Raw genomic sequence first — 26,662 nt, 5'->3', positions numbered from 1 at the left:
GCCGGCGACCGCGCAGTCCGATGCCACCGGCCGCGGACGGCTCCGGCCGAGAACGGGCGGCGTCCGCGCGGTGACGAGTTGCCTACCGGTTCGGTCGGAACCGGCCGCCGATCCCCTGCCGGTCGGCCCACCGGGCGATGGTGCGGCGGGTCGGGTCCGTGAACGACCTGTCCACCGACTGGTCCAACAGGTCCAACTCCCGCCGAAGCGCGGGATGTCGCTCGCGCGGCAGAGTGTCCAGAAGGCCGTCGAGCAGGGCATACAGGCGCCGGCAGACCTGTGTGGACGTCGCCCCGTAGTCGCGGATCTCGGAGACGGCGAGCTGGAGGTAGTTCTCCCAGTCCCGCCCGTGCAGGACGAGACGTGGCCGGCCGCGGTCGTCCGCAATCACATAACGCCCCCGCAGCCGTGCTCTGCCGACCACACTCAGGAACGACTTGATGTGATTGAGCACTTGGACAGCTGTCGTGGGGTCGTTGACCGCCGGGGAGAGGGCACGGATGGCGATGTCCACGAGAACCCGAAGGGCGAAGGCGGGATCCTGTTCGATGGTCCGTTCGACGTCCAGGGCGACGAGACCGGTCACGCGGCGGGGACCGGGCGCGGACGTACCGCCGTGGATCTCGACGAGGACGGCGTCGGGGGGCACGAAATCTCCGATGAGGTGGGGCACGACGAGGACGCAGTCGTGGCGCACGGCGGTAGCGACCAAGCCGGCTTTGTCGAGTGCCTGGATCGCACCGCCGTGGGTCGAGCGGACAAATGCCACAGGGCCCTGTGGCGTTACGGATTCACCGTCGTCCGGGACGGATCCACGGACTTCCGTGGCCTCGCGGGCGAAGACACTCGTGCCCGTGCGTCCGACAAGGTCGGCGATGGCCACCGGCCTGAGGTTGTGCGTGAAGCGATTGAGATAGACGAGCAGCAGCAGAAGGCTGACGGCGACCGCCGCACCGGCGAGGGTGACCCCGAGGTCCGGTACCGAGTTCGACTCGATGCTGCGCAGGAGCGAGAAAGCGAATGCGAACGTTCCGGTGAAGGTGGCCAGGACGGTCTTCTGCAGCCGGTCTCTGTACCAAAGGCGCATATACCTCGGGGACAGTGCACCGGTCGCCTGCTGGATGACCAGCACACCGATGGTCACGACGAATCCGAGCAGGGCCACCATCGCCCCCACGATGGAACTGAGTACGCCGGCGGCGGTGGTCGCGGAATAGCGCCAGCCGCTCGGCGGCCAGTCCGCCCCGTCGGCGGCGATGGCGCATTCGGCGAGAATGACGCCCAGTGCCATGCCACCCAGTGGCGCGATCCACAAACTGGCTTTCGTGTACTGCCTCAATCGGAATAGAGCGGCCCAGGACACTATTCTGCGCATGCCCGAACCCTTCTCTCGCGGCAACCGATGCTCCGGGTGTGCGGCCCAGGTATGGTGCGCCGCCGGTCGGGGCGATCGATGTTCCAGGTATGGCCACGGTATGGCAGCAATGGAACGCGCAGCGGCACGGCGCACGAGGCGTCCGGCCGCCGCATCGGCCCGGCAAGACCGGCGCGGCGCACTCGCGTAGCCTGGACGGGTGGCTTCATGGCCGCAGGCCGCCGTGGAGGCGATTTGGCCGTCCGGTCGGAGACCGACGGAGTTCATGGAGTTCGTCGGGCCGGCCCGGATCCCCATCCTGGGCGAAAGCAGGCTCCCAATGGACGCGTACCCATTGATCGAAAATCACGGGCTGATCGGCGACCTGCAGACGGCGGCGCTGGTGACCACCGACGGCGCGATCGACTGGTTCTGCTGCCCTCGATTCGATTCGCCCAGTGTTTTCGGTGCTCTTCTGGACCGGGAGAGGGGTGGGCATTTCACTGTCCGGCCTTCCGGCACGACCTACACGACGAAGCAGTTGTACTTTCCCGACACGGCCATTCTCGTCACCCGCTTCATGACGGAGTCAGGGACGGGCGAGGTGGTCGACTTCATGCCGGTGACCGGAGGCGTCGCGACGGATCGCCATCGCCTCGTCCGCATGCTGCGCTGTGTGCGCGGCAGCATGACGTTCGAAGGGGACATCGCGCCCCGGTTCGACTACGGCCGTAAGCCGCACGAACTGCACATCACCGAGCACGGAGCGGTATTCGACGCGGAGGGAATGCAGCTGGCCGTGCATGCCGTCCGGGAGCCGGAGGACGAGCGCCTGCTGACGCTGCTGACGGGGGACAGGGATCTGCATCTCTCCCTGCCTCTGCGGGCCGGGCAGGAGCGCGGCGTCGTCGTCGAGTCGTCGCCCGACGGCCCACCTCGGGAGATCCGGGTCGCGGAATTCCAGCAGCTCTATGAGGAGACGATCGGATTCTGGCGGTCCTGGCTCGCCCAGTCCCGCTATTCGGGCCGCTGGCGTGAGGCGGTGGAACGCTCGGCCGTGACACTGAAACTCATGACCTACGCGCCGAGCGGTGCCCTGGTCGCGGCTCCCACCGCGGGCCTGCCGGAGCAATTGGGCGGCGAGCGCAACTGGGACTATCGGTTCACCTGGATCCGTGATGCCTCCTTCTCGGTCTACGCCCTCCTCGGCCTGGGCTTCAGGGAAGAGGCCACGGCGTTCATCGGCTGGCTGCGCGACCGGGTGAAGGAAGAGGCCGGTGGCGCCACCGACACAGGACCGCTGAACGTCATGTACCGGGTCGACGGCTCCTCCGACCTGACGGAGGAGATCCTGGAGCACTGGGAGGGGTACGAGGGATCCGCGCCGGTGCGTATCGGCAACGGCGCCGCGAGCCAGATGCAGCTGGACATCTACGGCGAGGCGATGGACAGCATCCACTTCGCACACCAGCACGGAATACAGCTCGACATCAAAGGCTGGTCCGCACTGCACACCCTCCTCGACTGGCTGGTCGACCACTGGGATCAGCCAGGCGAGGGACTCTGGGAGACCCGCGGAGGCCGCAAGGACTTCACCTACGGTCGCGTGATGTCCTGGGTCGCCCTCGATCGGGCCCTGCGGCTCTCCTCCGCGAGCGGGCGCCCGGCCGCCCGCGGACACTGGGCGACCGAGCGCGACCGGATCTACGAACAGGTCCTGACACAGGGATGGGACTCGAAGCGTGAAGCGTTCGTGCAGCACTACGGCAGTGACGTTCTGGACTCGTCGTTGTTGCGGCTGCCGACCGTGGGATTCATCACCCCGGACGATCCCATGTGGACGTCCACGCTGGATGCGATGGACCGCGAGCTGGTCAGCGACAGTCTGGTCTACCGCTACAACCCCGAGGCGTCGCCCGACGGACTGCGCGGCTCCGAAGGGACCTTCTCCCTGTGCACGTTCATGTACGTCGATGCCCTGGCACGGGCCGGGAGGACGGACCAGGCCAGGCTCGTGCTGGAGAAGATGCTCACCTATGCCAACCACCTCGGCCTGTACTCGGAGGAGATCGACCTGACCGGACGACAACTCGGCAACTTCCCACAGGCTTTCACCCACCTGGCGTTGATCGACGCGGCGATCACCCTCGACTCCGCTCTCAACCGGGCACGTCGGAACGGCGGGTGACACGCGGGGCATCCGCGAGTGACACTCACTGCCCTGAGGAAACCGGGGTGAGCAGGACGACGCTGTCGCCTTTCTCGGGCCTGACCGGCCGGTTCTCGGTGACCGGCTCCAGGCGCTGGTCGGCTCGTACCACGAAGAGCATGTCGTGGCCCGGCGGCAAGGGTGCGGAGGTGGGCCGGACCACGAACCGCGCCCCCGCCGCATAGCGTTCCGCCAGGGTGTGACGGACGAGCGACCTGCCGAAGAGGATGTCGCCGCCGGTGTAGGGAGCGACGACGCCGTGGCTGTCGTACGGAGGGCCGACGCGGTAGACGGGGCCTTCGACGTTGTCCTGCATGACGACCGAAGCGAGCGCGTTGAAGTCGTCGTCGTCGGTGACCAGGAACACGGCCGACACCCCCTCGAGCCGGGCGCCGGGATTGGTGGCGGTGGCCAACAGGTCGCCATGGGCGAGCTGGATTCCCGCACTTCTGATCCGTTCTCGCTCCTCCTCGGCGCCGGCCCACATCAACACGTCGAGGCCGGCGGATTGCAGGGACTGTCCCATCTCGACCACCCATGGCTCGCCGCCCACGAGGAGGAGGCGTGTCCCCGCCGGTTTGACGACGCCCAGCCGCCGAGCCACGGGGGCTGCTGTCAACGCGTACAGAAGTACCGTCCCCACGATCACCAAGAAGGTGACCGGGAGGATTCTGGCGGCGCCGTCCACCCCCCGGTCGACGAGGCTCGCGGAGAACGCCGACGCCGTTGCGGCGGCGACGATGCCGCGTGGATCCATCCATCCGATGAAGCCCCGCTCTCCTGGAGTCAGGTCCGAACGGGACGTCGACGCGAAGGCGACCAGGGGGCGCACCACCAGGACGAGGATCACGATGAGCACGAGAGTGGGCAGCAGCACCGGCGTCAGCGACGACGGGGGGACGGTGGCCGAGATGGAGACGAACAACAGCCCGATGATCAGCTGAACCAGGGTCTCGAAGAAGGGCCGGCGAGCGGGCATGTCGAAGCCGCGGAGGTTGGTGACGGCCAATCCCGTGACGATTGCGGCGATGAGTCCGGTGTCGTCCCGGACGACGTCACAGCCGGCCGAGACGGCGATCACGGTGGCGAGCTGCGCCAGGGTCCCCAGCGTTTCCCCGAGCCGCAGCACGCGCAGGGTCCACCACAGCAGCGCCGCTCCCACCGCCCCGCCGATCAGACCGACGGCAAGGCTGAGGGAGAACTGGCCGAGCTGGTAGCCCCGGCCGATGTCGACCCGGTGGGTGGTCGCGATGGCGTGGAAGACAAGAGCGCCGAGGATGCCGCCGATCGGGTCGATCAGCGTCCCTTCCCAGATGAGGATGCGTCGTGTCTCGTCGTTCGGCCTTACGAAATCGAGCAGTGGACCCACGACCGTCGGCCCCGACACAACCAGGATGACGCCGAGCATCGCGGCCACTCGCAGGGGCATGTCGAACAGGGCGGGTGACACCGCGGCGGTGACAAAGAAGGTCACCAGCACGCCGAGCACCAGCAGCCTGCCGACGATCCACCGCGTCCGTCCGGTCAGGTTGCGCAGGTTGAGTCCCAGACCGGCGTCGTAGAGGATCACCGCCACGGCCAGGGACACCAGGGCGGAGAAGTTCGCGCCCATGAGCTCGTCGGGGTGGACGACATCGGTGAGGGCGCCGGCGGTGAATCCGGCGGGCAGGAGCAGGATCAGTGCGGGGACGCGCAGCTTGCTCGCCAGGATCTGCGAGCCGGTGGCCAGCACCACGGTCAGAGCGAGCCCGAGAAGGATCTGATCGTCCGTCACCGCGCCTCCGCGCGTCGAAACGCCGAAGGCAGGGACGCAACCCGGCTCCGGTACATCAGGCGGTGCCTGCTGTGTCGTCGGCGTTCGGGCCGTTTCCCCTTCGCAGGTCGGTTTCGGAGAGTGCTTCCAACTCACCGTGGGTGTCGACCGGCACGCCGAGGCCGGCCGGTGCGCGCAGCCGGAAGCAGCCGATCAGATCGGAGGCTTCGAACCGGCGGGCATCCCCGGAGAGAACGACCGCGCCGAGGAAGGCAGGATGACGCAGCTGCTCGGGAATGATGTCATCCGGTACGTCTGCGGTGGCATCCATGATCCCGCTGTCTCCCTCACTACCCGGCTTCTTGTGCCTGATCGCCCCGATCCGGCACAAGGGTCAAGCAATCACCTGCCGCAGGCCGGCGAGCGATCGGGCAGGCCGCCGTTGGGCCGTCCGGCCGGACTTTTCACCCGGTCGGGCCAGCGGCACCGGGCGTCGACTGTCTACGGCACCGCCACGTCGCCGACGTGGTGACCGGGTCACCGGCCCGAGCCGAGTGCCGCCGCCCTCGTGCGAGGGCGGCGGCACTCGGCATCCCACGGTCAGCCTGCCTGCCCGGTGGGCATGATGGTGACCTGCTGCAGGTTGACCCGCGGCGGCAGGGTGGCGATGAAGCCGACGGTCTGGGCAACGTCCTGCGGCGTGAGCCACTCCATCGTCTCCTGGGAGCCCGCCAGCCACTCCAGTGCGCCTTCATCGGTGACGTGGCTCTGCAGTTCGGTGCCGACGATGCCCGGCTCGATCGCCGACACCCGCACCTTCTTCGCACCGAGCTCGGCCCGCAGGTGCCGGGACAGGTGTGTGACGTACGCCTTCGTGCCGGAGTAGACCGCGAAGGTCGGGAAGATGTTCTGCGCCGCGATCGACGAGGTGTTGATCAGGTCGGCCACCCCACGCTCACCGGCGGCCTTGACCAGCTGGGGCGTGAACGCCCCGATGATGTTCATCAGGCCGGTGATGTTGAGGTCGATCTGGCGCTGCCACTGGTCGGTGGCCAACTCCTCGACGGGGGCGGGGAGCATGACGCCCGCGTTGTTGAACAGCAGGTCGGCGCCGCCCAGTTCGGCCGCCACCCGGTCGGCGGCCGCCTGTACCGCCGCCGCGTCGGTAACGTCGGCGGCTATCGCCAGGGCCTCGCCACCGCTCTTCTCGATCCGGGTGACCAGGTCGTCGAGCCGTTCCGCACGCCGCGCCAGGACGACGACACGGGCACCCAGGTCGGCCAGGTGCTCGGCGGACGCCTCACCGATGCCGCTGGAGGCGCCGGTGACGACCGCGATTCGGCCGGCCAGGGGCTTGGAAGAAGTCTGCGTGGTCATGGCGCACACCTTTCAAGGTGAGTGAAGTGACTGATACGGGACGACGGCCCAGCGCCATCGCCTCAACCAGAACACCACCCATCACGCCCTCGTGGGCGGCCAAAATATGCCCTGACCAGGCAGGTATCCGCGAGGCAGGTACTGACAGGGCCACCCCCGCACAAGCTCGCGAGCCGTGGCGTGCTCACACTGGGGACCATGGACCGCACACGCGAGATCGCCGATTTCCTGCGCTCCCGGCGCGCCTCACTCACCCCGGACCGGGCCGGACTGCCGGACGACGGGCGCACTCGCCGTGTGCCCGGACTGCGCCGCGACGAGGTCGCCCGCCTGGCCGGCGTCAGCATCGAGTACTTCACCCGCCTCGAGCAGGGCCGCGCACAGAACCCCTCCCCGGAAGTCCTCGAAGCCCTCGCCCAGGCCCTCCAACTCGACCCCTCCGAGCGCGAGCACCTCACCGACCTGCTGGCCAGTCCCCCCGCCACCCGCCGCGCTCCGACCAGCCCGCAGCGGGTCCGGCCGGGCCTGCACCTGATGCTCCACACGCTGGAGCACGTGCCCGCCTTCATCCTCGGCCGCCGCACCGACGTCCTGGCCTCCAACCGGCTCGCCCGCCAGGTCCTGACCGACTTCGACGCCCTGCCCGCACCCCGCCGCAACCTCGCCCGCTACTACCTCCTGGACCCCGAGGCCCGCGAACGCGTCGTCGAATGGGAGCGGATCGCCGCCGAAACCGTCGCGGTCCTGCGCCTCGAAGCCGGCCGCTACCCCCACGACCGCCGGTTCGCCGACCTCGTCGGCGAACTCACCCTGAAATCAACCGAGTTCTCCACCTGGTGGAACGATCACCGCGTGCTGCGCCGCACCCACGGCGCCAAGTCCTACCGCCACCCCCTCGTAGGAGACCTCCACTTCTCCTACGAGTCCTTCCAAGCGCCCGGCGAAAGCGACCAGACCCTGTGCGTCTACAACGTCGAACCGGGCTCCGAAACCGCTCGGTCCCTCCAACTCCTCACCAGCTGGACGGCACCACAGCCGGACCCGCTCCCGCGGCCCGAGCCCACCATCCCGCCCGAAGCAGCCCTGTAAACGATTTCGCTGGTCGGCATCAAGCCGAAGTTCCGACCGACCGGGCGTCAGGCGCGGCGGGTGGCCGCCATGCGCAGGCCGTGGGCGGCGGCGACGAGCGCGATCACCGCGGCCCTCCACAGCCCTGAGGCCGGCGGCAGGGCGAGGGCCAGGACCAAGCAGCCGGCGGGGACGTGTCAGCCATTCCGACACATCCGCCGGCGGTGCCTCTGCTGTCAAGACTGCCGGGGCGTGTGGAGGCGTCCGTCGCTGCTACTCGCCGGCGACGGACACTGCGGCCACGTCCAGGAGTTCGCCGAGCGTGCCGTGGAACTCCGGGGCGAGGCGCACCGCGACCAGCCACGCCTCGACCGCCGTCCCGAGCCGCTCGCGCAGCAGAGCGCCGAGTTCCGCCGTCACCGGGTGATCGGCCTCGAACCGGGCGAACAGTCGCAACGCGCGTGGCACGAGCCGGCATTCGGCGGCGACATCGCGCACGGTCAACCGACCGTCGCGCAGATGGGCTTCCGCCCAGCCGCCGCCATCCTCGCGGAGCATGCCGTGCCGCAGTCCCGCAACGCTCAGTTCGCGCGGGCAGTCGGGGTGCTCCAGGGAGCCCCGCAACACGTGCGTCGACCACCCGGAGATCGTCTGCTCCGCGATCAGCGCGTCCCACGGCGGCGGGTCCCACTCCTCCAGCACGTCCCGCGCCCCCTCGTCCCCGTTCCGCAGCGCGGCGATCATCCGGTCGAGCGCGGCCGGGCCGGTGATCCGGGCCCGTAGGAGCGCCGGCCCGTCGGGCGCGGCGAGCGCTTGGCGCGCGACGGTGTCCGCTCCACCCGGTACCGGGGTCCCACGGCAGCCGCGGAGCGTGCGCAGGTCGGTCTTCGCGACCAGCGCCGCGACCTCCTCGCGCCCGGCGCGTTCCCACAGCACGGCCAACGCCCGCAGCCGGCCGACCTCGGTGCGGGGAATGCCCTGCGCGACCATCTCGCGCAGTACGCGCGGTTGCCCGGACAACGCCGCGAGTCGGAACCGCTCCTCGCGCCGCCTCTCCTCGTTGCGCCGCAGGTCGGCCAGGACGTGGATGCTCACCTGTACCGCGCCCGGGCGGCCCGTTCGGTCGACGCCGGCGAGGATGCGGGCCCGCTGGGCGTCGGTGATCGGCCCGAACCGGTAGAGCGCCGTGTTGACGTTCGGGTCGTCCAGGTCGAGGAGTTCCGCGACCGCGTCGGCGGGTTGCTCGACGAGCGAGGCCTGTGCCAGGGCCGCCGCCGGGCCGTGCTCGGCCCGGATCCGTCGGCGCAGCCCGGTGTCGGCGGCGCCCGGCATGAGCAACTGCTGGACGGCGCGCCGGTCGAGGACCGCGACGAGCGCGTTCCGGACCTCGGGCGCCGCGTGTTCGAACAGGACCAGGAACGCGAAGTCCTCCGGAGCGGGCTCGGCGGCGCCCGGCATGGCCGGCCTGGCCGGCAACGGCGCGTTGTTCGCGGCGAGGACCGAGGTGACCAGGTCGACCGGCGTGCCCCCGGTTTTCCCGCCGCCCCGGCACAGCGCCGTCCACGCGGCGGGGGAGTCGCCGAGCCGCGCGGCGAGGTCCGCCAAGGCCGCGCGCACCGCCCGCACGTCGCTCGGCAGGCACCCGAGCACCGCGTGCGCGGGAGCCGCTTCGGCCAACACCCGCACGGGGTCCAGGGTTCCGGCCCGCAGACCCTTGGCCAGACCGTCGGCCCAACTCCGGTCCGACGCATCCATCCCCGACGCCGTGAACACCTCGAGCGGCGGCACCCGGGGCGATACGTCGAAGACGGTGTACGGCTCCTCGCGTACCGCCGCGTCGTACAGGTCGTCGGGGCAGTCGGCGCGCACGGTCAGCGTCGCGAGCGCGGGACCCGGGAACGGCCGACGGGCGTGCTCACGGCGGATCAGCTCCCAGTCGATCTCCGCGAGCTCGGAGAAGGCGGTGGCGGTGCGGTCGGCGGGGCCGGCGTGCCCGCGACCGGGACGGTCGACGCCGCGACCGGCGGCGGCGGTCGGACGCGTCCCCGACCCGCCGGCCGCGCGCCGCATGCCGGGCAGCAACCGGTCGAGCGCCGTCGGCGGCGCGGAGGCCTCCGCCGCGTCCCCCCACCGATTCCGGAGCTCCGGATGCCCCAGGTCGTTGCGCTCGCCGGCCGCGCCGGCGAACGCCGCGACCGCGTCGTCACCACCGATCCGGCGCAGCCTGCGGCACCCCTCGAGCAGCACCGCCGGCGGCAGATCGGGGCCGAGGGCGAGCAACGTGTGGGTGAGGACCTCGGGGAAGGGCGCCCGCAGCGCGGCGATCCCACGGTCGTCCCGAGCGTCGCACAGGAGCTCGTCGACGAAGCCCTTCGGTCGGTACCACCGCCTGTCGCACGCGTCCGCGGCGTCCAGCACCGCCGCGCGCACCGCGTCGGCCTCGGCGTCACCGGCCCGGCCCGCCCGCGAGTACAGCACGGCGGACACCTCCGGCTCGCCCAACCGCGCGAGCGCCAGACGCACCGCGAGGCGGGTGTGCGAGTTCCCCGCCAGTGCCGCCCACAGCCGGACCTCGCCCCGGGCCAACACGGCGTCGGCCAGTTCCGCCGGCATCGGCTCGTCCGCACGCAGCCCGGCCTCGACCCGCGCCGCAAGCCGGTCGACCAGCGCCGCGTGGCACACCGGATCGGCCGCCCGGAACACCACCACCAACGGCGCCGAGTCCGCACCGCGTGCCGAAGTCCCCACCATTCCCGCCCTTTCCCATCCGTTCGCGCGAACAGCCGACACCGCCCTCCGGGCGGGTTCGCCGCACCGGGCCTGTCCGAGGCCACCGTTATGCCGGGCTCTTTCCGGCGGTGGCGTCCAAGGCGTACAGGCCCATGGCGGTGGGGACGTATACCGCGCCGTCGGCCACCGCCGGCGTTCCGACCTCGGTATCGGCGTCGAAGGTCCAACGCACGGCGCCGGTCGCCGAGTCCAGGGCGTAGACCTTCTCAGTGCCGCCGAAGTACACCACGCGGTCGGCCACCGTGGGCGATGAGACCTTCTCACTGCCGGTGTCGAGCGTCCATGCCTTGGTCCCGGTCGCCGCGTCCAGGGCGTACACGTGGGAGTCGCTGCTGCCGACGTACACCCGCCCGGCGGCCACCACCGCCCTCGACCCGCCGACGCTCGCGTCGGTGGCGAGCCAAGGAGATGGCGCCGCTGGTGCCGTCCGGCACCGAGGTGTTGGCCGGCCTGGAGATGGGGGGCATCCCCGTGGTCACGGCACTCGGCCGACACACCGGCCTTCCCTGTGCGTTCGTTCGTAAGCGGGCCAAGCCGTATGGCACCTGCCGCCTCGCTGAAGGAGCCGATGTCGTGGGCCGTCGAGTACTGGTGGTCGAGGACGTTGTCACCAGCGGCGGGCAGATCGTTCTGTCCACCGGCGATCTGCGTGCGCTGGGCGCCGAGGTTTGCGAGGCGCTTTGCGTGATCGATCGCGAGCAAGGCGGCACCGAGTCCTTGGCCGCCGAAGGCATCGGCCTGTTGTCGCTGCTGACGGCCACGGATCTGCGGGCCGCCGCCTGAACCGCGTTGTGAATCCCGGTTGAGGACCGCTCATGGTGGAGTCGGGTATTGGGACGTCGGAATGCCTGCGCTCTGAGCCTGTGTTGCGGCGCGGGCTCGGAGCCGGTTTACGCCGGCGCACCTTCGGAACCGCTCTCGAAGAGGATCTTGCGTGGGATCGCCAGCAAGGCCCCGCCGAGGGTCAGAGCTTCGGTGTTGGCGGCCTCGAGCACGATGGCGATGGCCAGATCGGTTGGGTCCACCGCTCCTTCGGCCTTGCCTGCGCGGGTGTGCCCGATGCTGCGGATGTGGCGGCCGCGGCCGATGGTGATGCGGACACCGTCCCGGCGGAGTTCAGCCTCCCTGTAGTTACCTGTGGAGGTGTACTTGTAGTGGCGGTCCTGGTGGGTGATGTCCAACCAGCGAGATCCTTTCCGGATCCCTCGGACACGCAGGTCGATGGCGACGATCACCCCGTCCATCTTGAGCAACCCGCAGTCGAGCGATGGATTTGCGAGGCCGCGGCCGGTGAACTCCGTTTCCGGGAACTCTGCTCCGACCACGACGATCTGGTTGTGAGGGACCGCATTGGGTGTGGATCTCGGATCGGTGCAGTAGGCGCTGACCTCCCCGAACGGACCTATCGTGCCGTGGAGTTCGCCAGAGCGCCCGTCGGGGACCGGCTGCAGTTCGAACGAGAATTCATGCATGCTTCATCCTTTGATGGGAGATGCTGCCGCTCTGGTGCGGCGACGACTGCCGACATCGGCCGGGTGGGCCGCCCAGTCTCCGGCAGATGCCTTCTGCCATTGGACGGCGACTTGGATGTGGACGCCGAGCAGCCGGGCAAGGATGGCGGCGGGCAGTTCGGTGGCGAGGGGCGCAGCGTCTCGGCGGCGCGGAGTTGGAGGACGTCGAAGGTGTCGTCGCCGCCGTTCATCCGCTGATCCCAGAGGCCGAGGCCGATGTCGAGCGGGAACGTGCGCAGGACCGTTTTCTCACCCGGTTTCATCCGGACGACGATCTCCGCCCGTTCCCCGGGGGAGAGCCGGATCCGATCCGTCGCTGCGGGGCGCTCGACCAGTCCGCCGTCGGTGGCGACCAGCGAAAAGGCGCGCTTGTCGTCGAAGCCGAAGTCGTGGATCCGGGCGGTGGAGGCGTTGAGCAGACGCAGGCGTACGAGCTCGTCGTCGACCGTCTTGTACGCGCCGAGCGTGCCGTTGACCAGAATTCTGTCACCCAGGAAGCCGCTGCAGCCCACGCTTGAGCCTGCGGAACCTCGGCCGCCCGGCCTCGGCTGGCGGTGTGGGCCCGGCCTCGGTGCTGGTCTCGGGGTTTGTGTCGGGGGTCGTCTCGACGGCCATGTTCGGTCGCTCGCATTCGGACGTGGATCGGTGAGGGGCGATTTCGGACATGGATCGACGGGGGTCGGTCGGCGAGGGCCGACCGGAGATCGGCCGGCCGGCCGTCGGGCCGGGTGAGGGGCCGGGGCCGGCGACCGTGCCGGACGGTCAGTGCCGCGCGGTTGGTGCGGCGGCGTCTCCGGTGCGGTTCATGATTCGACCCTCGCGTGGTGGCTTCCAAGACAAAGTAACTTCGTCAAAGAAGTATCTTCTCTAAAGAAGAGATTAGGGAGGGGGTCTGCCGATGTCAACACCACCGATGCGATCGGCGCCACTCCGGGTCTTCTCACCTCGGCGAGGCCGGGGCGAGCCTGCTGATGCCGATGGCCGAGCCGAGGCACAAGAAGCCCGAGAATGTCCGGCGCTACTTCAAGCCCTCCCGGAGGCGATCGCCGAGGTCCACCAGCCTGGCCGGCCCCCGGCGACAGCAGGCGGTGACGAGCGGCGGATCCCCGGGCCCGGGAGGGGCAGGCGGCGGTGTGCCCACGCACCGCAGCCGCCCCTCCCACGTCGCCGGCGACCGCGACCCGTCACCGGCCGACGTGTGCGGCGCGGCCGTCGCCTGGCCCACGGTCTCGTCCGGGCCTGCCCAAGGGGGATCGGTCGCGCTCCGCCGACGGGGACCGTTCACCACCGCTCGGCCTCGGCCTGCGCGTCGAACAAGTCGAACCCGCCCAATACCGGACCCGTCGGGCGCCGGCCCGCCGTCGCCCCCGGCCCCGCTCCTGGTAGGCATCGTCGAGGGCGTCCAGGCTGTCGCCGCGCCGGGGCCGATGACAGCCTCTCGTCGAAGTACCCCACCGCCTCCGCACGTTGGGCAGTCTCGCGACCGCCCGGCCCGAAGGTGCGCTCGACGATGCTTTTCGCCGTCGGCGCGAGGGGGCGGGGGCTGCACACTGATCCCGAGCGTCTCACACGCACCCTTGTCGCCCTCGACACGAAGACCTTTCCCCGGTCCACGACGATCGTCTCCGGCACGACGACCGGGCCGTGCCGCTGCGCCTTCAAGGGGTTCGTCCGGCGTCGTTGGCGGAACCGGGAAGTTCCGTCGCAACCGGACGCGGTCGGCGGTCGTCCCCCAGGGTGACCGATCACGTCCGGGTCCATCCAGGAAGGCACGACATGTCCGTCCCATTACCCACCCGCACCCTGCTCGTCTGCTCGACCGTCCTCGCGCTCGGCCTGTCACTGACCGGGTGCGGCAACACCGAGGCCCGCGGCGGCTCGGGGGCCGAACCCATGCCCACCACCAGCCTCAGCCACCCACCCGTGGGACCTCCCGCCGACAAGACGCGGCCGACCGACCCCAGACCCACGAAGTGGCTCGGCCCCGAGGATCCGCCGCCGCTGGCATTGGGCTCCGAGTTCGTCCTGCCCAACCTCGCTCGCGTAACGGTGACACAGGTCGCGACACCCGACGACGCCCCCGCGCCCGCCGGATCGCGGCGCGGCGACGTCCACCTCCGGCTCCGTCACGACGGCGCGAAACCGCTGACCCTGGACGGTCAGGTCCACGTGAGTGTGGTGCGCCACGACGACAACGCCACACACATGCCACAGATCGACCCGCTGCTCCCCGACCGGACCCCGGCCCCGTTGTTCGGCGGGGAGCTGACGAGCAAGGAATCCAAGGACGCGGTGATTGGCTTCGCGCTGGAGGAATCCGGCTTCGCGGCGGGCTTCGAGGTATGGGTGACGGTCGATCAGCCCGGCCGGGCCGCGCCCTACCCGGTCAAGTTTCTGTACACGCCGAAGGCCGGCTGACCCGCCGGCACCCATGGCCGCCCTTTGGAAGCGGCACACGCCGCTCTCCAGGACGTGCGCCACGTCGACCACATTGTGGCCAAGGGCAACTTCGAGAGGGCACACCGGCTGGAGCCGGACCTGACCGGCCCCAGCCGCGAATGGTTCACCCTCGACGCGGGCACTCGCCAGACGTTCGCCTCGCCGCCCCGGCCAGGCGTGCGCACGCCCGGACGGGTGCGACGCCTGCCGAGAACAGGGCGCGGCTTCTCGGGGCCCGCGCTAGCGATGACAGTGGAAGTTCCGGCGGCGCCGGGTGATCCGTGCCGGGCGGACCGGCCGGACGCCTCAGGAGGGTTCGGGGCCCGCTGCGGCCTGCTGCGCGCCGGGGGGCCGGGGTGGCCGGCGTGCGACGGCCACGGTCGAGTCCACGAAGGCGCGGATGCGCTCGTCGTCGTCGTCGCGCGTGCGCCACAGCAAGGCGAAGTCCATCGGCGGCATGTCGGGGGCCGGTACGTACACGAGGTCGGGGCGGCCGTAGAACTGTTTCAACTGGGCGTCGCCCATGGCGATCATGCGGCCGGCGGCGACCATCGCGAGGGCTTCCGCGTAGGTGGCGACCGGTTCCGGCGACCGCTGGATGCGGCGGCCGGTGGGCGTGTGGCGCGGTGCGTGGAAGTCGATGGCATAGTCCGGGAACGAGGAGACGGCCGTGGGGAGGGTTTCGTCCGCGAGTTCCTCGAACGCCACCGACTCGCGGCCCGCGAAGCGGTGGTCGGCCGACACCACGACATAGCGGTCCTGGCGGCTGACGACCGGGCCGATGGTGATGTCCGGTTCGTTGACCGGCAGCGACATGAGCAGGACGTCGGCGCTGCCGTCGCGCAGCTGCGACACGAAGTGGTGGACCTGCGTCTCGACCACGCGCACCGAGCACTCGGGGTTCTCCGCGATGAACCGCTCGCGGCCCCGGCTGACCAGGCTGCCGGCCAGGGCGCTCATGAAGCCGACCGTCAGCGTGCCGGTGATCCCGTGCCGGGCCAGTCGCGCCCGGTGCATCGCCTGCTGGATCCCCTGCTGGTGCGGGAGCAGGTCGTCGCGCAGTTTGCCGCCGACGTCGGTGAGCGCCACGCGCCGGCTGGTCCGCTCGAACAGCTCCACGTCCAGGCTCCGCTCGATTTTCTTGACGGTCTTGCTCACCAGTCCCGTGGAGATGTGCAGGCGCTCCGCAGTGCGGCCGAAGTGCAGTTCTTCGGCGAGGACCAGGAAGATCTCGATCTCTTGACGCTCCATACGGCCCCATCCCCCGCGGCACCGCAGGTGCCGGTTGACGCAGTTTGATCGATGTCCGATCTGATTCGAACGATGCCGGACGGTGCATGATCCTGGCATACCGTTGAAGGGCGCTCAACGGTGCGTTCCTCCAAGCGTCCGCCCACCTGCGGCAACGGCATCGCATCGTTGCCCCAGCGGCAACATCCGTTGTCCGATCTCGCGTTGTTCTCGATTCCCGGGAGCCCGACTCTTGGGGAACACGAGAAATCATGAGATCGAGGAATCCCCCATGGCCTTGGCGCCTTTTCCCGACGTGGCACACCGCTACGTCGATGTCGGCGACACCCGCGTCTTCTATCGCGAAGCGGGTCCCGCCGATGCTCCCGTGCTGCTTCTGCTGCACGGGTTTCCGTCCGCCTCACACCAGTTCCGCCGGCTGATCGACGCACTCGGTACCCGGTACCGGCTGATAGCACCGGACTATCCCGGATTCGGCCACAGCGACGATCCCGACCGGACCGCGTCGCCGTATTCGTTCGAACGGATCACGGACACCGTCGAAGGGTTCTGCCTCGCCCTCGGTCTCGACCGATTCGTGGCCTATCTGTTCGATTTCGGCGGACCGGTGGGACTGCGACTGGCCGCCCGGCGCCCCGAATGGTTCGCCGGCCTGGTCGTCCAGAACGCCAATGCCTACGACGAGGGCCTGAGCGATCTCGCCCGCGGGATGGCGGCGAACCGGCCCGGTGTCGAGGGAGCCGAGGACCGGGTGCGGGAGATCCTGGTCCTGCCCGTGACGCGCAGCCAATACGAGGGCGGCGCCGCAGACCCGACCCGGGTCGCCCCGGACGGCTGGACGCTCGACCAGCACTTCCTCGATCTGCCCGGGCGCAAGGAAATTCAGGTCGACCTGGCCTTGGACTACCACACCAATATCGAACGCTATCCCGCATTCCAGCAGTGGCTGCGCGAGAACCAGCCGCCGACGCTGATCCTGTGGGGCCGCGACGACGCGTTCTTCCCCGAGGCCGGCGCCCACGCCTATCTCCAAGACCTGCCGGCCGCCGAGGTCCACATATTCGATACCGGTCACTTCGCCCTCGAGGAAAAGCTCCCCGAGATCGCCCCCCTCATCGCCGATTTCCTCGACCGGAACGGGAAATGACCGTGACCTCAGTCGCCATCGCCTACTTCAGCGGCTACGGCCACACCGCACGCTTTGCCGAAGCCGTCCGGGACGGTGCCGCCTCGGTCTCCGGAACCGAGGTCCACCTCGTCGCCGTCGACACGGTCACCGACGAACAGTGGCAACTGCTCGACGCCGCCGACGCGATCGTCTTCGGCTCCCCCACGTATCTGGGCGACGTCGCGGCCAAGTTCAAGCTGTTCATGGAGCAGTCCAGCGGCCGCTGGAAGAACCAGATGTGGGCGGACAAGCTCGCCGCGGGCTTCGTCAACTCGGGCGCCAAGTCCGGCGACAAACTGCACGCTCTCCAGACCTTGTCGCTGTACGCCGCGCAGCACAGCATGCTCTGGGTCAGTCTCGGCCTGCTGCCGGGCTGGAACTCCAGCCAGGCTTCCGAGTTCGATCTGAACCGCCTCGGAGTGTGGCTCGGCGCAGCCGCCCAGTCGAACGGCGACGAGGGGCCGGAGGCCGCGCACCCCGCCGACCTGGCCACCGCCGAACACCTGGGCCGCCGGATTGCGGAACAGGCCGTCCGCACCGCTCCCGCTGCCGTCCCTGTCCTGGTCTGACGACCGCCCCCCTCGTCGCGTCCCGCCTCGTGGACGCGGCGGGGGCCTGCCCTGGAGCCGTCATGACCGTGGCCGCACAACCTCGGACCACCGCGCCGCGGACGACCGCGCCCCGACTCGCCCTCATCCTCGGGTCGCTCTCCGCACTCGGCCCGTTGTCGATCGACCTGTACCTGCCCGCCCTGCCCGAACTGGGCCGTGACCTGCACTCCGACGTGTCCGCCGTCCAACTCACGCTGACCGCCTGCCTCGTCGGACTCGCCCTCGGCCAAGCCGCGGTCGGACCGCTGAGCGACCGGTACGGCCGCCGGCTCCCGCTCCGGATCGGCGTCGTGGCGTACGCGCTCAGCTCTCTGCTGTGCGTGGCGGCCCCTACGCTGCCGCTGCTGGTCGCCGCCCGGCTGCTCCAAGGCCTGGCGGGCGGCGCGGCGATCGTCATCGCCCGAGCCGTCGTCCGCGACCTGTACGAAGGAGTCGCCGCGGCCCGCCTCTTCGCCACCCTGACGCAGATCAGCGGCCTCGCCCCGGTCCTGTCCCCGCCGGCCGGCGGCCTGCTCTTGCACGTCATGCCCTGGCGCGGCCTCTTCGTGGTCATCGCAATCGCCGGTGCGGTGCTGGTCGCAGCGGTCTGGCGGCTGCCCGAGACGGCGTCGGCGCCGTCGACCGTACCGATGCTGCGTACCGTCGCCGCCGTGGCCCGGGACCGCGACTTCGCCCGGTACATGCTCGCGGGCGGGCTGTCCTTCGCAGCGATGTTCGCGTACATCGCAGGCTCGCCGTTCGTCCTCCAGGACCTCCACGGGCTGAGCGAACTGCAGTTCGCCGCGGTCTTCGCCGTGAACGGCACGGGCATCATCGTGACCGGCCGCCTCGGGGCTCGCCAGGGCCGCCTCGGTCCCCGCGCACTCCTCGCCGTGGGCCTCGTGCTGTCGGCGGCCGGCGGCCTCCTGATCCTGGCCACCGTGCTGTGCGGGTTCGGCCTGTGGCCTTTGCTGGCCGGCTTCTTCGCCGTCGTATCCTCGATCGGGCTGACAATGTCGAACAGCGTCGCCTTGGCCTTGGATCGCTGCGTACCCGCCACCGCCGGCACCGCCTCGGCGTTGCTCGGCCTCTCGCAGTTCGTCATCGGTGGCCTGGTCGCCCCGCTGGCCGGCCTCGGCGCATCCACCGACGCCCTTGCGTTGGCCGTCACCATCGCAGCTCTGACAGCCGCCGCTCCTCTGGCACTCGCCCGCCGCCCAACCGCACTCTGACCCGTACCGGCTCCCTTCCTCCTGGGGACGCTGTGGGTAGATCCGCCTCGCTGGAACTCATCCAGTGGCCCGAGCCGGCCGCGTGACAAGGGCATCGTCCGGGGGAGCGACGTTCTGGCATCGGTGATGGCGTCAGCCCGCGAACCCTGTTTGCGCTGATGGTTCGGTCGCCTCGCGGTGGCGCGAGGCCAAGGCTTCGAGTTCCGTGACCGCTCGATCGGTGACGGCCTCGGCGGTGATCGCGCTCGCCATTCGCTGCGCGGCGGAACGGTACGACGGGTCGTTCAGGACCCGCTCGACAGCGCGGGCGATCGTCCGCGCCGAGCTGCCCTTGCTCACCGTGACACCGGCGCCCGCGAGTCGGACGTGCGCCGCCACCTCGATCTGGTCGCGGCCGAGCGGCACGCAAACCATGGGGACCCCGGCGGCCAGCGACTTGACGGTCGTCCCGTGGCCGGCGTGCGTGATGGTCACGGCGGTGTGGCGCAGGGCGAGGCGGTGCGGCGCGGACGCGACGACCCGGACGTTGGCGGGCGCGCGTACCGTCGCCGGGTCCACAGCGGGACCGGTGGTCAGCAGCCCGCGCACCGGCAGGGTGCCGAGGGCGTCCGCGATGCGCTCCAGCAGGTCGCGCTGCTTCATGAAGGAGGAGCTCAGGCCGACCAGCACCAGCGGTCCATCGCCGTCCGGGAGCGTCAAGTCCCCGGCCCAGGCGGGGTCGTCGAGGCGCGGGCCGACGTGGCGTATGTGGTCGGGGAACTGCCGCCCGGCGTGGTCGAGGGCTCGCGGCGAGAGCACGAGCACCCGGTCGGTGCGTTCGAACGCCTCGACGACGGAACCGAGCGGCTTCAGGCCGTTCGCGACGCGGGCGGCGTTGAGGGCGGGCAGGCCCTTGGCCCATGGTTTGCCCGCCAACCGGGTCACCAGCCGGTCGCGCAGCCGGCCCGGTGCGCCCTTGGCCGGGGCGAAGCCCAGCCCGGGCGGCGGGGCCCCCGGGCTGGGGAACGGGTAGATGGTCGTCGCCAGCGAGGCCACGGGGATGCCGGCCGCCTCGCCCGCGGTGACCGCGCCCAGCAGCATGTGCTCTGTGACCAGCACGTCAGCCGGACGGGTGTGCAACTCGGCGAGGGTGTCGCGGGCGTAGTCGGCGGCCGGTCCGCAGACGATGCGGTCCCGCAGCCGCGCGACCGCGCCGAGCGGCGTGCGGGCCTCGAAGTCCCTGATGACGTCCTTGGCCGGGTCGGCGGGGTCGCCTTGCGGCGCGGTGGTCCAGGCGACCGGCTCCAGGCCCGCGGCCGCGATCTCGTCGCGCAGCGACGCGTCGCCCAGCACCCGCACGTCGTGGCCGCGTTCGCTGAGCGCGCGGGCGACCGACAGCACGGGCGGTACGGCTCCGCCGCCGGCCCACGTGGCGAACAGGAAGTTCCTAGGCATGGTGTTCCTTCCGGGGGTCAATCGCGGTCAACAGGTCCCGCATGGCACGCTCGGCATCCTCGCGGGACAGGCCGAGATCTCGGCGCCACAGCTTCCACAGGTAGACGTCGGTGGCGGCGTAGTGCAGGTTGAGCGCGTGCTCGCGGGCCGGGCCGTCGGCGGGGAGCCGGTCGGCGAAGACCCGTTCCAGCCACGCTCTGTGGAGACCGCGGGCGTGCGCGGCGGCCCGGGCGGCCGACGGTATCCGGTCCATCTGTGCGATCCAGAGCACGTTGGCGTCGCCCTGCTGCTCGTAGTCGGCGAAGAGGACGGCGACGATGGCCCGCACGTCTCCCGTCGGAGCCTGGCGAGCGAGTTCGGTCTGTGCCGCCACCGCATCGGCGACGGCGTCGGAGAGCCCGTCCTTGCCACCGAAGTGGTTGACGATCGTCTGCACCGACACGCCGGCCGCCTCGGCGATGTGTTGCAACGTGACCTCGTCATGCCAACGCTGCGACCACAGCCCGGCCGCCGCGTCGATCACGCGCGCCCGGGTGACCTCCAGAGCCGCGGCCCTGGCGCCCATGCGGTACGAGCGCCTGTCCTTGCTTTCCATGGAGCTCATTCCATATTGAATTTAGCCGCAAGTCAAGTGAAAGCCCCGGCGTGCACTCACCACCAGCCCCGTCCGTACGACGGTGCAGTGCTTGGGGGTTGTGAGTGCGTGGGGTGGTGTCGGCGGGGTCGGTGACAGCGCTTCCGGTTTCCTCTTGTTGAGCTGGGCTGTTCCGGCTGACCGCGGATCTACCGGCTGTCATGGGATGACGAAGTCGCTGTCATGGTCTGCGAGGTGGGGCCGGCACAGCCGTGTCCCGGCTGTCGTGGGGATACACGTTCCTGTGTCGGTCGGCTCGACGGCGGGGTGTGCCGGCGGTATGAGCCCAAGCCGTCTCCGCCGCCTGTGTCGTCGGTCCCTGGCAGGCCCCGGACGTCGCCGCCCGCCGCCACATGGGCTTCGTCACTGGCTGGCTTCCCCATCACAAACCCGGGCGCTGACATGTCGGGTGGTGGTGCGCCGTCTTCTCGCTCTGGAACACGCCGGGACCTTGGAGGCGGTGCACGCCCGGATCGCCGCCGCTGCGGCCGGGTGTCGGGATCAAGCCCGTCCGCTCAGGCGGCGGCCCTACGAGAGACTCCGCCCGGCGGACGTCTCGGTCGGCGATCCCTCCGACAGGCCCGGCGGACAAGGGAGATGCGTGCGACGGCGGCTCGTCGAGGGATTCGGGCATCGGCCTTGAAGACCCCGGCGACCGGACGGTACCGGACGCTCAGCGTCTTGACGCCGAAACGCCGCATGCAACTGTCGTGTTTGAACGCCTCGGAAAGCCACTCGGTGCCCGGCTTGGCCTTGACCCGCTCACGTAACTCGTCTACACCTCACCACCGTTACACCTTCGGACGGAACTCGGTGAGTTCGGTCCGAAGGTGCACCCGGTGCGTAGATGACCAGGGAAGTGCGTTCGGGCGCACCGAAGTCGCTCTGATTCCGCTCGGGCTCATGGGGGCGACTCCTTCGCTCACTGCGGCGGCCCGGTCCGACGAGTCCGTAGAGCGGATTCGGGGCCGAGAGGTGTGCCGCGGCCCCGAAGTCTCGCAGCCCTCGCCAACGTCTCACTCACGCTTCGGTTACGTGATGCCCGTGGCTGTGAGCTGGTGGAAACGGGTGCCGAGCAGGCTTGCCCGGACCCTGGCATGCGGTACAGCATGACCTTGCCTGACGTCGTCGCCGATCGGAGGTTCCCGAGGAAGGGAGCCTTGTCGGCAGTGCCTGGCGGTGTCAGGCCAGCGAGGCGGCGCGGGCGGGGTCGATGGCGTGCTGGAGCGGCCGGTTCTGTGTGAGGCGGCGGAGTTCGTCGAGCACGAGCTGTCCGAGGCGGTGGCGTTCGGCGCCCAGGGCGCCTGCCAGGTGCGGTGTCAGGACGACGTTGGGAAGGGTGAACAGTGGCGAGTCATGGGCCGGGGGCTCGGGGTGCGTTACGTCGAGTACGGCGGTGAGGTCGGGCCTGGCGTGCAGGACCTGCGCGGCGGCGATCTCGTCGATCAGTGCGCCCCGCGCGGTGTTGATCAGTGTCGTGCCCGGCCCCATGGAGTTCAGCAGTCGTGCCCCGATCGAGCCGCGGGTCTCGGGCAGAAGCGGTACGTGGAGGCTGACGACGTGACAGGTGGCGAAGAGTTCCTCGATGGGGATCAGCCGGACTCCCGCGCGCTGGGCGGTGTCCGGGGAGGCGACGGGATCCGTGGCGAGGACCTCGACGTCGAAGCGGGCGAGGTGGGCGGCGACGAGCCGGCCGATGTGCCCGAGTCCCAACAGGCCCACCCGTGACCGGTAGGCGCCCGGGACGTCGGGATCGGTGGGGAAGCGGCGGCTCTGCGCCACCTCCCGCTCGATGCGGTGGGCCTGTTTCAGCCCGAGGAGGACATGGGCGAGCGTGAACTCCGCCACCGGAACGGCATTGGCCGCGGCGGCGGAGACGATCGGGATGTCGCGCTCCCAGAAAGCGGGTGTGGTCAGGTGCCGGACGGATCCCGCCGCGACGAGAACGGCCCGCAGCCGAGGGGCACGTGACAGGAGGGCGCCATCGAGGACGGGTGCACCCCAGCCCGTGAGCAGAACGTCGACGGTCCGCAGCACATCGGGGTCCGCGTCGAGCTCCTGCCGGGTGAGGGGCGGTCCCTGCCAGTGCACGAGCCGGCCGATCTCGGCCAGCACTTCGGGCGGGTAGACGTCGGCCCGCCGTTCTTCCTCCATGACCAACAGGGCTGTCGGTGCGGTGGCCGGTTCGTTCATGTCGGGTCGGTCTCCTCGGCCTGTTCGGTGGTGGACCGGCAGCCGGACGGTCGGCGGTCCCTGCTCGGACGGTGGCAAGCGTCTGACGGAACGTCACGGATCGGTGTGGCCTGTGTGCGTTGTCCGGCCCGTAACTCGCAGGAACCATACATCGGATCATTGAAATGTCATCGCCGTGACCTTGGATGCCCGATCTTCTTTGTTCGGGTGGCTGTTGTGGAGAGTGAGACACGCCTCGGGGCGAATGACTGTTCCCGCCAATGCCCAAATTGAGCAAATAAGAGCCTATTTGTGAGGGTCAGGTCGCCCTTCTCGTCCATCGGATGACGTGGGAGGGGTGCGGGGGTGCGCCGGATGAGCACACTCTCGTCGGTCGCCAGAACCTTTTGTATTCATCGGACTATTGACCGTTCGAATCGGACCCGGTTACCGTCCTGGCAAGCGCTTTCCAGGCCACTGTGATGCGGTGAAAACAGGAGTTGTCATGCAGAGATCGCGATGGATCGGTGCGGGGGCTCTCGCCTCGGCACTGATCCTCACCAGCTGTACATCCGGGCCTGCGGGAGTGGATGCCAAGCAGGACTCCAAGGCGCCTCTCGAGCTCTGGACCAGGACGACGCCGGGCGGACCGGGGGAGAAGGGCGCGCTGGAACTCGCCGCCGCCTTCGAGAAGGCCACGGGCTTCAAGGTCGAAGTCACGGCCATCTTCGACGACTTCGAGACCAAACTGCAGCAGCGGGCCGCCCAGAAGAAGCTTCCCGACATCGTCATGAACGACGTCACGCAGATCGGAACCATGCACAGCCAAGGTCTGCTCCGGGAGATCGACCTGGGCAAGATCAAGGACAACAAGCAGATTATCGGACAGGGGCTGGAGTCCGGGAAGAGCCTGGACGGCAAGCAGTACGGACTCCCGTTTTCCGCGCAGGCCTCCGCGCTGCTGATCCGCAAGGACTGGCGCGAGAAGCTGAAGCTCGACGTCCCGCGGACCTGGGACGACTTCGCCGCGATGGCCACCGCCTTCACCACCCAGGACCCCGACGGTGACGGCAAGAACAACACCGCCGGGCTCGCCGCCCCGCTGTCCACCAAGCGCGGTTACGCCTCCTGGTACTTCTCCAACTTCCTCTGGGCCGCGGGCGGCGACTTCATCACCGAGGCGGGGAAGGGCAAGTACAAGCCGGCGATGACCACCACTGCGTCCGTGCAGGCCATGCAGTGGTTCCGCGACCTTGGGTGCAAGGCCAAGGCCATCCAGCCCGGCGCCGTGACCATGGACACCCCGCCGACGAACGAGACGTTCGAGGCGGGCAAGGCCGGCATGTACGTCGTCGGTCCGTACCTGCTGCCCCGCTTCGACAAGTCCCTCGGCGCGGACAAGTACGAGGTCGTGCCGATGCCCAAGGGGCCGAAGGACGCCACCGTCCTCGCCGAGGGCAGCTCCATCTACCTGATGGCCGGCTCCGACAACCGGGCCGGCCAGGACGCCTTCGCCGGCTTCGCGGTTTCCGTCGAAGGCCAGAAGAAGGGGATGGAGGGCACCACCGGCTACACCGTGCAGATTCCCGTCAACACCACCGTGGACATCTCCCAGATCCGCCCCGACCCTCGCTGGAAGACCTACGCCCAGGCGTACCAGGACTCCGGGCGCTACGCGCCCGCCATCCCGAACTGGACGCCGGTGCGACAGGTGACGGCGGACGCGGTGAACGCGCTGATGGCGGACTGCGGCCTCGACATCAACGCCAAGTTGCGTGAGCTCGACAAGCAGCTCGCCGACATCCTCAAGGAGCAGGGGATCGCCGCGTCATGAGCCTCGACCAGGCGGAGCCGGGCGCCCTGCCGGCGGCCGGCCCCGCCCCGCGAAAAGTGGGCCGCCGGGGCGGCGGGGCCGCCGACCGCCGGGTGCGCGGCCGCAGAGGAGGCCGGTGGTGGACGCCCTGGCTGTTCCTCGCCCCGGCGCTGATCCTCTCCCTGTACTTCAAGTTCATCCCCATGGTCAACGCGGTGACCATGTCCTTCCAGGAGGTTCAGCCCTACCTGGGAAACCGGTGGGTCGGCACCGACAACTACAGCACGGTGTTGCAGTCCCACGGGTTCCGCGAGGCCGTATGGCACACGATCGTCCTCGCCGTCGGCCAGACCTTCGGCGCGATGGCGCTCGGCTTCGCACTGGCCCTGCTGATGGAGGGGCAGAGCCGTCGACTGGGATTCGTGCGCTCCGCCGCGTTCCTTCCGGTGGTGGTGCCGATGGCGGTCGTCGCCGAACTGTGGCGGATCATGTACCACCCGACCGGCGACGGCATGCTCAACTCCATTCTCGCTCTGGCGGGAATGGGCCCGTCGGGGTTCATCAACGACCCCGACACCTCGATGGCCTCCATCATGGTCACCGGCATCTGGCGCGGCGCCCCCTACGACATGATGATCTTCCTCGCCGGTCTGACGAGTGTGGACCGCGGTCTGTACGAGGCGGCCAGGGTCGACGGTGCCTCCCGGTGGCAGCGGGTGCGGCACGTGACGGTGCCCGGGTTGCGTTCGGTGTTCTCGATCCTGTTCATCCTCGCCGCGATTCGCGGACTGCGCGTGTTCACCGAGGTGTTCCTGCTGACCAACGGCGGGCCCAACGGCTCCACCGAGGTCGTCATGACCCTCATCTACAAGCTCGGGCTCGAGCAGAACCGGCTCGGTGTCGGTGCGGCGGGAGCGGTCCTGCTGTTCGTCGCGACGCTGATCCTGACCATCATCGTCCAACTGCTGCGGCGGAGGGAGAGCAAGTGAGCGAGTCGACCGAAACCGCGCTGGGCCTGACCGAGAGCCGCAGCATCGGCGGACGGATTCTGAAGGCCGTCGTCTACCTCCTGGTCCTGACCATGTTCGCGGGTCCGCTGCTGGCCCTGCTCGTCGGCGCCTTCGGCGACATCAAGGACCCGACGCAGCTGAGCGTCGTGCCCTCGGGCTTCACGTTGGAGAACTTCGACATAGCCTTCGACCAGGGGGTGCTCAAGTATCTGCTGAACTCCTTCTTCGTCGTCGGCTTCGGGCTGCTGCTCCAGGTGTCCGTCTCCGTCCTGGCCGGATACGCGCTGGCCAGGAAGGTCTTCCCGGGAATGACGCTGGCGCTCGTCGCCATCCTGGCGACGCTGATGCTGCCCGAGGAGATCCTGGCCCTCCCGCTGTCCGTCATTCTTTCCGACCTGCCGGTCGTGCACTTCAACCTCATCGGCACCCTCGCCGGCATGATCGTCCCGCTGGGCGCCTGGGGATTCTCCATCCTGGTGATGACCGAGTTCATGAAGGACGTGCCGCGCGAACTCGAGGAGGCGGCGCGCATCGACGGCGCCGGGGACTTCCGGATCTTCGCCCAGATCATCCTGCCGATGTGCAAGCCCGCGCTCGGCGTCATCGGGGTCTTCGGCTTCACGATGATCTGGGACCAGTACCTGCTGCCCCTGCTCGTGGCCACCGACTCCTCCTCGTACACGCTGCCGCTGGCGCTGCGGACCCTGCGGATCGACCCGGCCGTGACCCCCGGCGTGGTGATGGCGGCCTCGCTGCTGGCGCTGCTGCCCTCGGTGATCGTCTTCCTGTTCTTCCAGCGGTCCTTCGTCAGCGGCCTGTCCTCCGGGGCACTCAAGGGCTGACCCGCACACCCGTCG

Annotated in this window: 20 protein-coding genes and 3 pseudogenes; 10 read left to right on the top strand and 13 right to left on the bottom strand. The window is 69.8% G+C overall.

What is annotated here, in order from left to right; translation table 11 throughout:
• Positions 1-82: 82 nt before the first annotated feature.
• Positions 83-1,399, bottom strand: coding sequence for a DUF2254 domain-containing protein (locus OG928_RS34015; RefSeq protein ID WP_406291403.1), 1,317 nt, complete (start codon positions 1,397-1,399; stop codon positions 83-85).
• A gap of 295 nt (positions 1,400-1,694) precedes the next feature.
• Here OG928_RS34015 and OG928_RS34010 point away from each other — a divergent pair, with 295 nt between their 5' ends.
• Positions 1,695-3,542 carry a glycoside hydrolase family 15 protein gene (locus OG928_RS34010; RefSeq protein WP_331765847.1) on the top strand — a complete coding sequence of 616 codons (1,848 nt, stop codon included), beginning with the start codon at positions 1,695-1,697 and terminating at the stop codon, positions 3,540-3,542.
• A gap of 25 nt (positions 3,543-3,567) precedes the next feature.
• Here OG928_RS34010 and OG928_RS34005 read toward each other — a convergent pair whose 3' ends face one another.
• From OG928_RS34005 to OG928_RS33995, 3 genes are all read right to left on the bottom strand, one after another.
• Complete coding sequence (locus OG928_RS34005; protein ID WP_331765846.1) at positions 3,568-5,337, bottom strand: cation:proton antiporter; 1,770 nt, start codon at positions 5,335-5,337, stop codon at positions 3,568-3,570.
• Positions 5,338-5,392: 55 nt separating this feature from the next.
• Positions 5,393-5,647, bottom strand: coding sequence for a hypothetical protein (locus tag OG928_RS34000; RefSeq protein ID WP_331765845.1), 255 nt, complete (start codon positions 5,645-5,647; stop codon positions 5,393-5,395).
• 269 nt (positions 5,648-5,916) lie between these two features.
• Positions 5,917-6,693, bottom strand: a complete 777-nt coding sequence (locus OG928_RS33995) for an SDR family oxidoreductase (RefSeq protein WP_331765844.1) — start codon at positions 6,691-6,693, stop codon at positions 5,917-5,919.
• Positions 6,694-6,891: 198 nt separating this feature from the next.
• On the opposite strand from OG928_RS33995, the gene OG928_RS33990 reads away from it, so the two are divergent.
• Complete coding sequence (locus OG928_RS33990) at positions 6,892-7,782, top strand: helix-turn-helix transcriptional regulator (protein ID WP_331768209.1); 891 nt, start codon at positions 6,892-6,894, stop codon at positions 7,780-7,782.
• Between the two features lie 252 nt (positions 7,783-8,034).
• Here the strand turns inward: OG928_RS33990 and OG928_RS33985 are convergent, their stop codons facing one another.
• On the bottom strand, positions 8,035-10,512 hold the full coding sequence (locus OG928_RS33985; protein WP_331765843.1) for a hypothetical protein: 2,478 nt from the start codon (positions 10,510-10,512) through the stop codon (positions 8,035-8,037).
• Between the two features lie 85 nt (positions 10,513-10,597).
• Positions 10,598-10,930, bottom strand: a pseudogene (locus OG928_RS33980) (PQQ-binding-like beta-propeller repeat protein); the annotation flags it as partial.
• A 20-nt stretch (positions 10,931-10,950) separates the two neighbouring features.
• Here OG928_RS33980 and OG928_RS33975 point away from each other — a divergent pair.
• Positions 10,951-11,334: pseudogene (locus OG928_RS33975) on the top strand (orotate phosphoribosyltransferase); the annotation flags it as partial.
• Between the two features lie 107 nt (positions 11,335-11,441).
• Here the strand turns inward: OG928_RS33975 and OG928_RS33970 are convergent.
• From OG928_RS33970 to OG928_RS33960, 3 genes and pseudogenes are all read right to left on the bottom strand, one after another.
• On the bottom strand, positions 11,442-12,023 hold the full coding sequence (locus OG928_RS33970) for a hypothetical protein (RefSeq protein ID WP_331765841.1): 582 nt from the start codon (positions 12,021-12,023) through the stop codon (positions 11,442-11,444).
• A complete protein-coding gene (locus OG928_RS33965; RefSeq protein ID WP_331765840.1) occupies positions 11,954-12,574 on the bottom strand; it encodes a hypothetical protein in 621 nt (206 codons plus the stop codon). The genes OG928_RS33970 and OG928_RS33965 overlap by 70 nt, the downstream gene beginning before the upstream one ends.
• Before the next feature lie 979 nt (positions 12,575-13,553).
• Positions 13,554-13,734, bottom strand: a pseudogene (locus OG928_RS33960) (hypothetical protein); the annotation flags it as partial.
• 104 nt (positions 13,735-13,838) lie between these two features.
• Between OG928_RS33960 and OG928_RS33955 the strand changes: the two are divergent.
• Positions 13,839-14,480 carry a hypothetical protein gene (locus OG928_RS33955; RefSeq protein WP_331765839.1) on the top strand — a complete coding sequence of 214 codons (642 nt, stop codon included), beginning with the start codon at positions 13,839-13,841 and terminating at the stop codon, positions 14,478-14,480.
• 327 nt (positions 14,481-14,807) lie between these two features.
• Here the strand turns inward: OG928_RS33955 and OG928_RS33950 are convergent, their stop codons facing one another.
• Entirely contained in the window at positions 14,808-15,752 is a 945-nt protein-coding gene (locus OG928_RS33950; protein ID WP_331765838.1) for a LysR family transcriptional regulator, read from the bottom strand.
• A 271-nt stretch (positions 15,753-16,023) separates the two neighbouring features.
• On the opposite strand from OG928_RS33950, the gene OG928_RS33945 reads away from it, so the two are divergent.
• From OG928_RS33945 to OG928_RS33935, 3 genes are all read left to right on the top strand, one after another.
• Complete coding sequence (locus OG928_RS33945) at positions 16,024-16,899, top strand: alpha/beta hydrolase (protein WP_331765837.1); 876 nt, start codon at positions 16,024-16,026, stop codon at positions 16,897-16,899.
• Complete coding sequence (locus tag OG928_RS33940; protein ID WP_331765836.1) at positions 16,896-17,489, top strand: flavodoxin family protein; 594 nt, start codon at positions 16,896-16,898, stop codon at positions 17,487-17,489. Before OG928_RS33945 ends, OG928_RS33940 begins: the two co-directional genes overlap by 4 nt.
• Before the next feature lie 62 nt (positions 17,490-17,551).
• A complete protein-coding gene (locus OG928_RS33935; RefSeq protein ID WP_331765835.1) occupies positions 17,552-18,742 on the top strand; it encodes a multidrug effflux MFS transporter in 1,191 nt (396 codons plus the stop codon).
• 132 nt (positions 18,743-18,874) lie between these two features.
• On the opposite strand, the gene OG928_RS33930 is transcribed toward OG928_RS33935, so the two are convergent.
• The 3 genes from OG928_RS33930 to OG928_RS33920 form a co-directional block, all read right to left on the bottom strand.
• A complete protein-coding gene (locus tag OG928_RS33930; protein ID WP_331765834.1) occupies positions 18,875-20,176 on the bottom strand; it encodes a glycosyltransferase in 1,302 nt (433 codons plus the stop codon).
• Positions 20,169-20,771, bottom strand: coding sequence for a helix-turn-helix domain-containing protein (locus OG928_RS33925; RefSeq protein ID WP_331765833.1), 603 nt, complete (start codon positions 20,769-20,771; stop codon positions 20,169-20,171). The genes OG928_RS33930 and OG928_RS33925 overlap by 8 nt, the downstream gene beginning before the upstream one ends.
• 1,221 nt (positions 20,772-21,992) lie before the next feature.
• Complete coding sequence (locus tag OG928_RS33920) at positions 21,993-23,003, bottom strand: hydroxyacid dehydrogenase (RefSeq protein ID WP_331765832.1); 1,011 nt, start codon at positions 23,001-23,003, stop codon at positions 21,993-21,995.
• A gap of 484 nt (positions 23,004-23,487) precedes the next feature.
• Between OG928_RS33920 and OG928_RS33915 the strand changes: the two genes are divergently transcribed.
• Genes OG928_RS33915 through OG928_RS33905 form a run of 3 tightly spaced genes read left to right on the top strand, consistent with a single transcriptional unit; the run spans position 23,488 to position 26,647 of the window.
• Positions 23,488-24,816 (top strand): sugar ABC transporter substrate-binding protein, encoded by a 1,329-nt coding sequence (locus OG928_RS33915; RefSeq protein WP_331765831.1) that lies wholly within the window; start codon positions 23,488-23,490, stop codon positions 24,814-24,816.
• The gene (locus OG928_RS33910; protein ID WP_331765830.1) at positions 24,813-25,784 is read left to right on the top strand and encodes a sugar ABC transporter permease; all 972 of its coding nucleotides are present in this window, start codon (positions 24,813-24,815) and stop codon (positions 25,782-25,784) included. The genes OG928_RS33915 and OG928_RS33910 overlap by 4 nt, the downstream gene beginning before the upstream one ends.
• On the top strand, positions 25,781-26,647 hold the full coding sequence (locus tag OG928_RS33905; RefSeq protein ID WP_331765829.1) for a carbohydrate ABC transporter permease: 867 nt from the start codon (positions 25,781-25,783) through the stop codon (positions 26,645-26,647). The genes OG928_RS33910 and OG928_RS33905 overlap by 4 nt, the downstream gene beginning before the upstream one ends.
• Positions 26,648-26,662 lie beyond the last annotated feature (15 nt).

This window comes from Embleya sp. NBC_00896, assembly GCF_045207785.1.
Taxonomy (GTDB): domain Bacteria; phylum Actinomycetota; class Actinomycetes; order Streptomycetales; family Streptomycetaceae; genus Embleya.
Note: the sequence above shows the minus strand (reverse complement) of the source record. Positions and strands in the feature narration are given on the sequence as shown.

Bases quoted from the DNA above. Each gene is read 5' to 3' on its own strand.
- OG928_RS34010 (WP_331765847.1), top strand. From the start codon at position 1,695: ATGGACGCGTACCCATTGATCGAAAATCACGGGCTGATCGGCGACCTG.
- OG928_RS34000 (WP_331765845.1), bottom strand. From the start codon at position 5,647: ATGGATGCCACCGCAGACGTACCGGATGACATCATTCCCGAGCAGCTG.
- OG928_RS33995 (WP_331765844.1), bottom strand. From the start codon at position 6,693: ATGACCACGCAGACTTCTTCCAAGCCCCTGGCCGGCCGAATCGCGGTC.
- OG928_RS33990 (WP_331768209.1), top strand. From the start codon at position 6,892: ATGGACCGCACACGCGAGATCGCCGATTTCCTGCGCTCCCGGCGCGCC.
- OG928_RS33985 (WP_331765843.1), bottom strand. From the start codon at position 10,512: ATGGTGGGGACTTCGGCACGCGGTGCGGACTCGGCGCCGTTGGTGGTG.
- OG928_RS33970 (WP_331765841.1), bottom strand. From the start codon at position 12,023: ATGCATGAATTCTCGTTCGAACTGCAGCCGGTCCCCGACGGGCGCTCT.
- OG928_RS33955 (WP_331765839.1), top strand. From the start codon at position 13,839: ATGTCCGTCCCATTACCCACCCGCACCCTGCTCGTCTGCTCGACCGTC.
- OG928_RS33950 (WP_331765838.1), bottom strand. From the start codon at position 15,752: ATGGAGCGTCAAGAGATCGAGATCTTCCTGGTCCTCGCCGAAGAACTG.
- OG928_RS33945 (WP_331765837.1), top strand. From the start codon at position 16,024: ATGGCCTTGGCGCCTTTTCCCGACGTGGCACACCGCTACGTCGATGTC.
- OG928_RS33940 (WP_331765836.1), top strand. From the start codon at position 16,896: ATGACCGTGACCTCAGTCGCCATCGCCTACTTCAGCGGCTACGGCCAC.
- OG928_RS33935 (WP_331765835.1), top strand. From the start codon at position 17,552: ATGACCGTGGCCGCACAACCTCGGACCACCGCGCCGCGGACGACCGCG.
- OG928_RS33930 (WP_331765834.1), bottom strand. From the start codon at position 20,176: ATGCCTAGGAACTTCCTGTTCGCCACGTGGGCCGGCGGCGGAGCCGTA.
- OG928_RS33925 (WP_331765833.1), bottom strand. From the start codon at position 20,771: ATGGAAAGCAAGGACAGGCGCTCGTACCGCATGGGCGCCAGGGCCGCG.
- OG928_RS33920 (WP_331765832.1), bottom strand. From the start codon at position 23,003: ATGAACGAACCGGCCACCGCACCGACAGCCCTGTTGGTCATGGAGGAA.
- OG928_RS33915 (WP_331765831.1), top strand. From the start codon at position 23,488: ATGCAGAGATCGCGATGGATCGGTGCGGGGGCTCTCGCCTCGGCACTG.
- OG928_RS33910 (WP_331765830.1), top strand. From the start codon at position 24,813: ATGAGCCTCGACCAGGCGGAGCCGGGCGCCCTGCCGGCGGCCGGCCCC.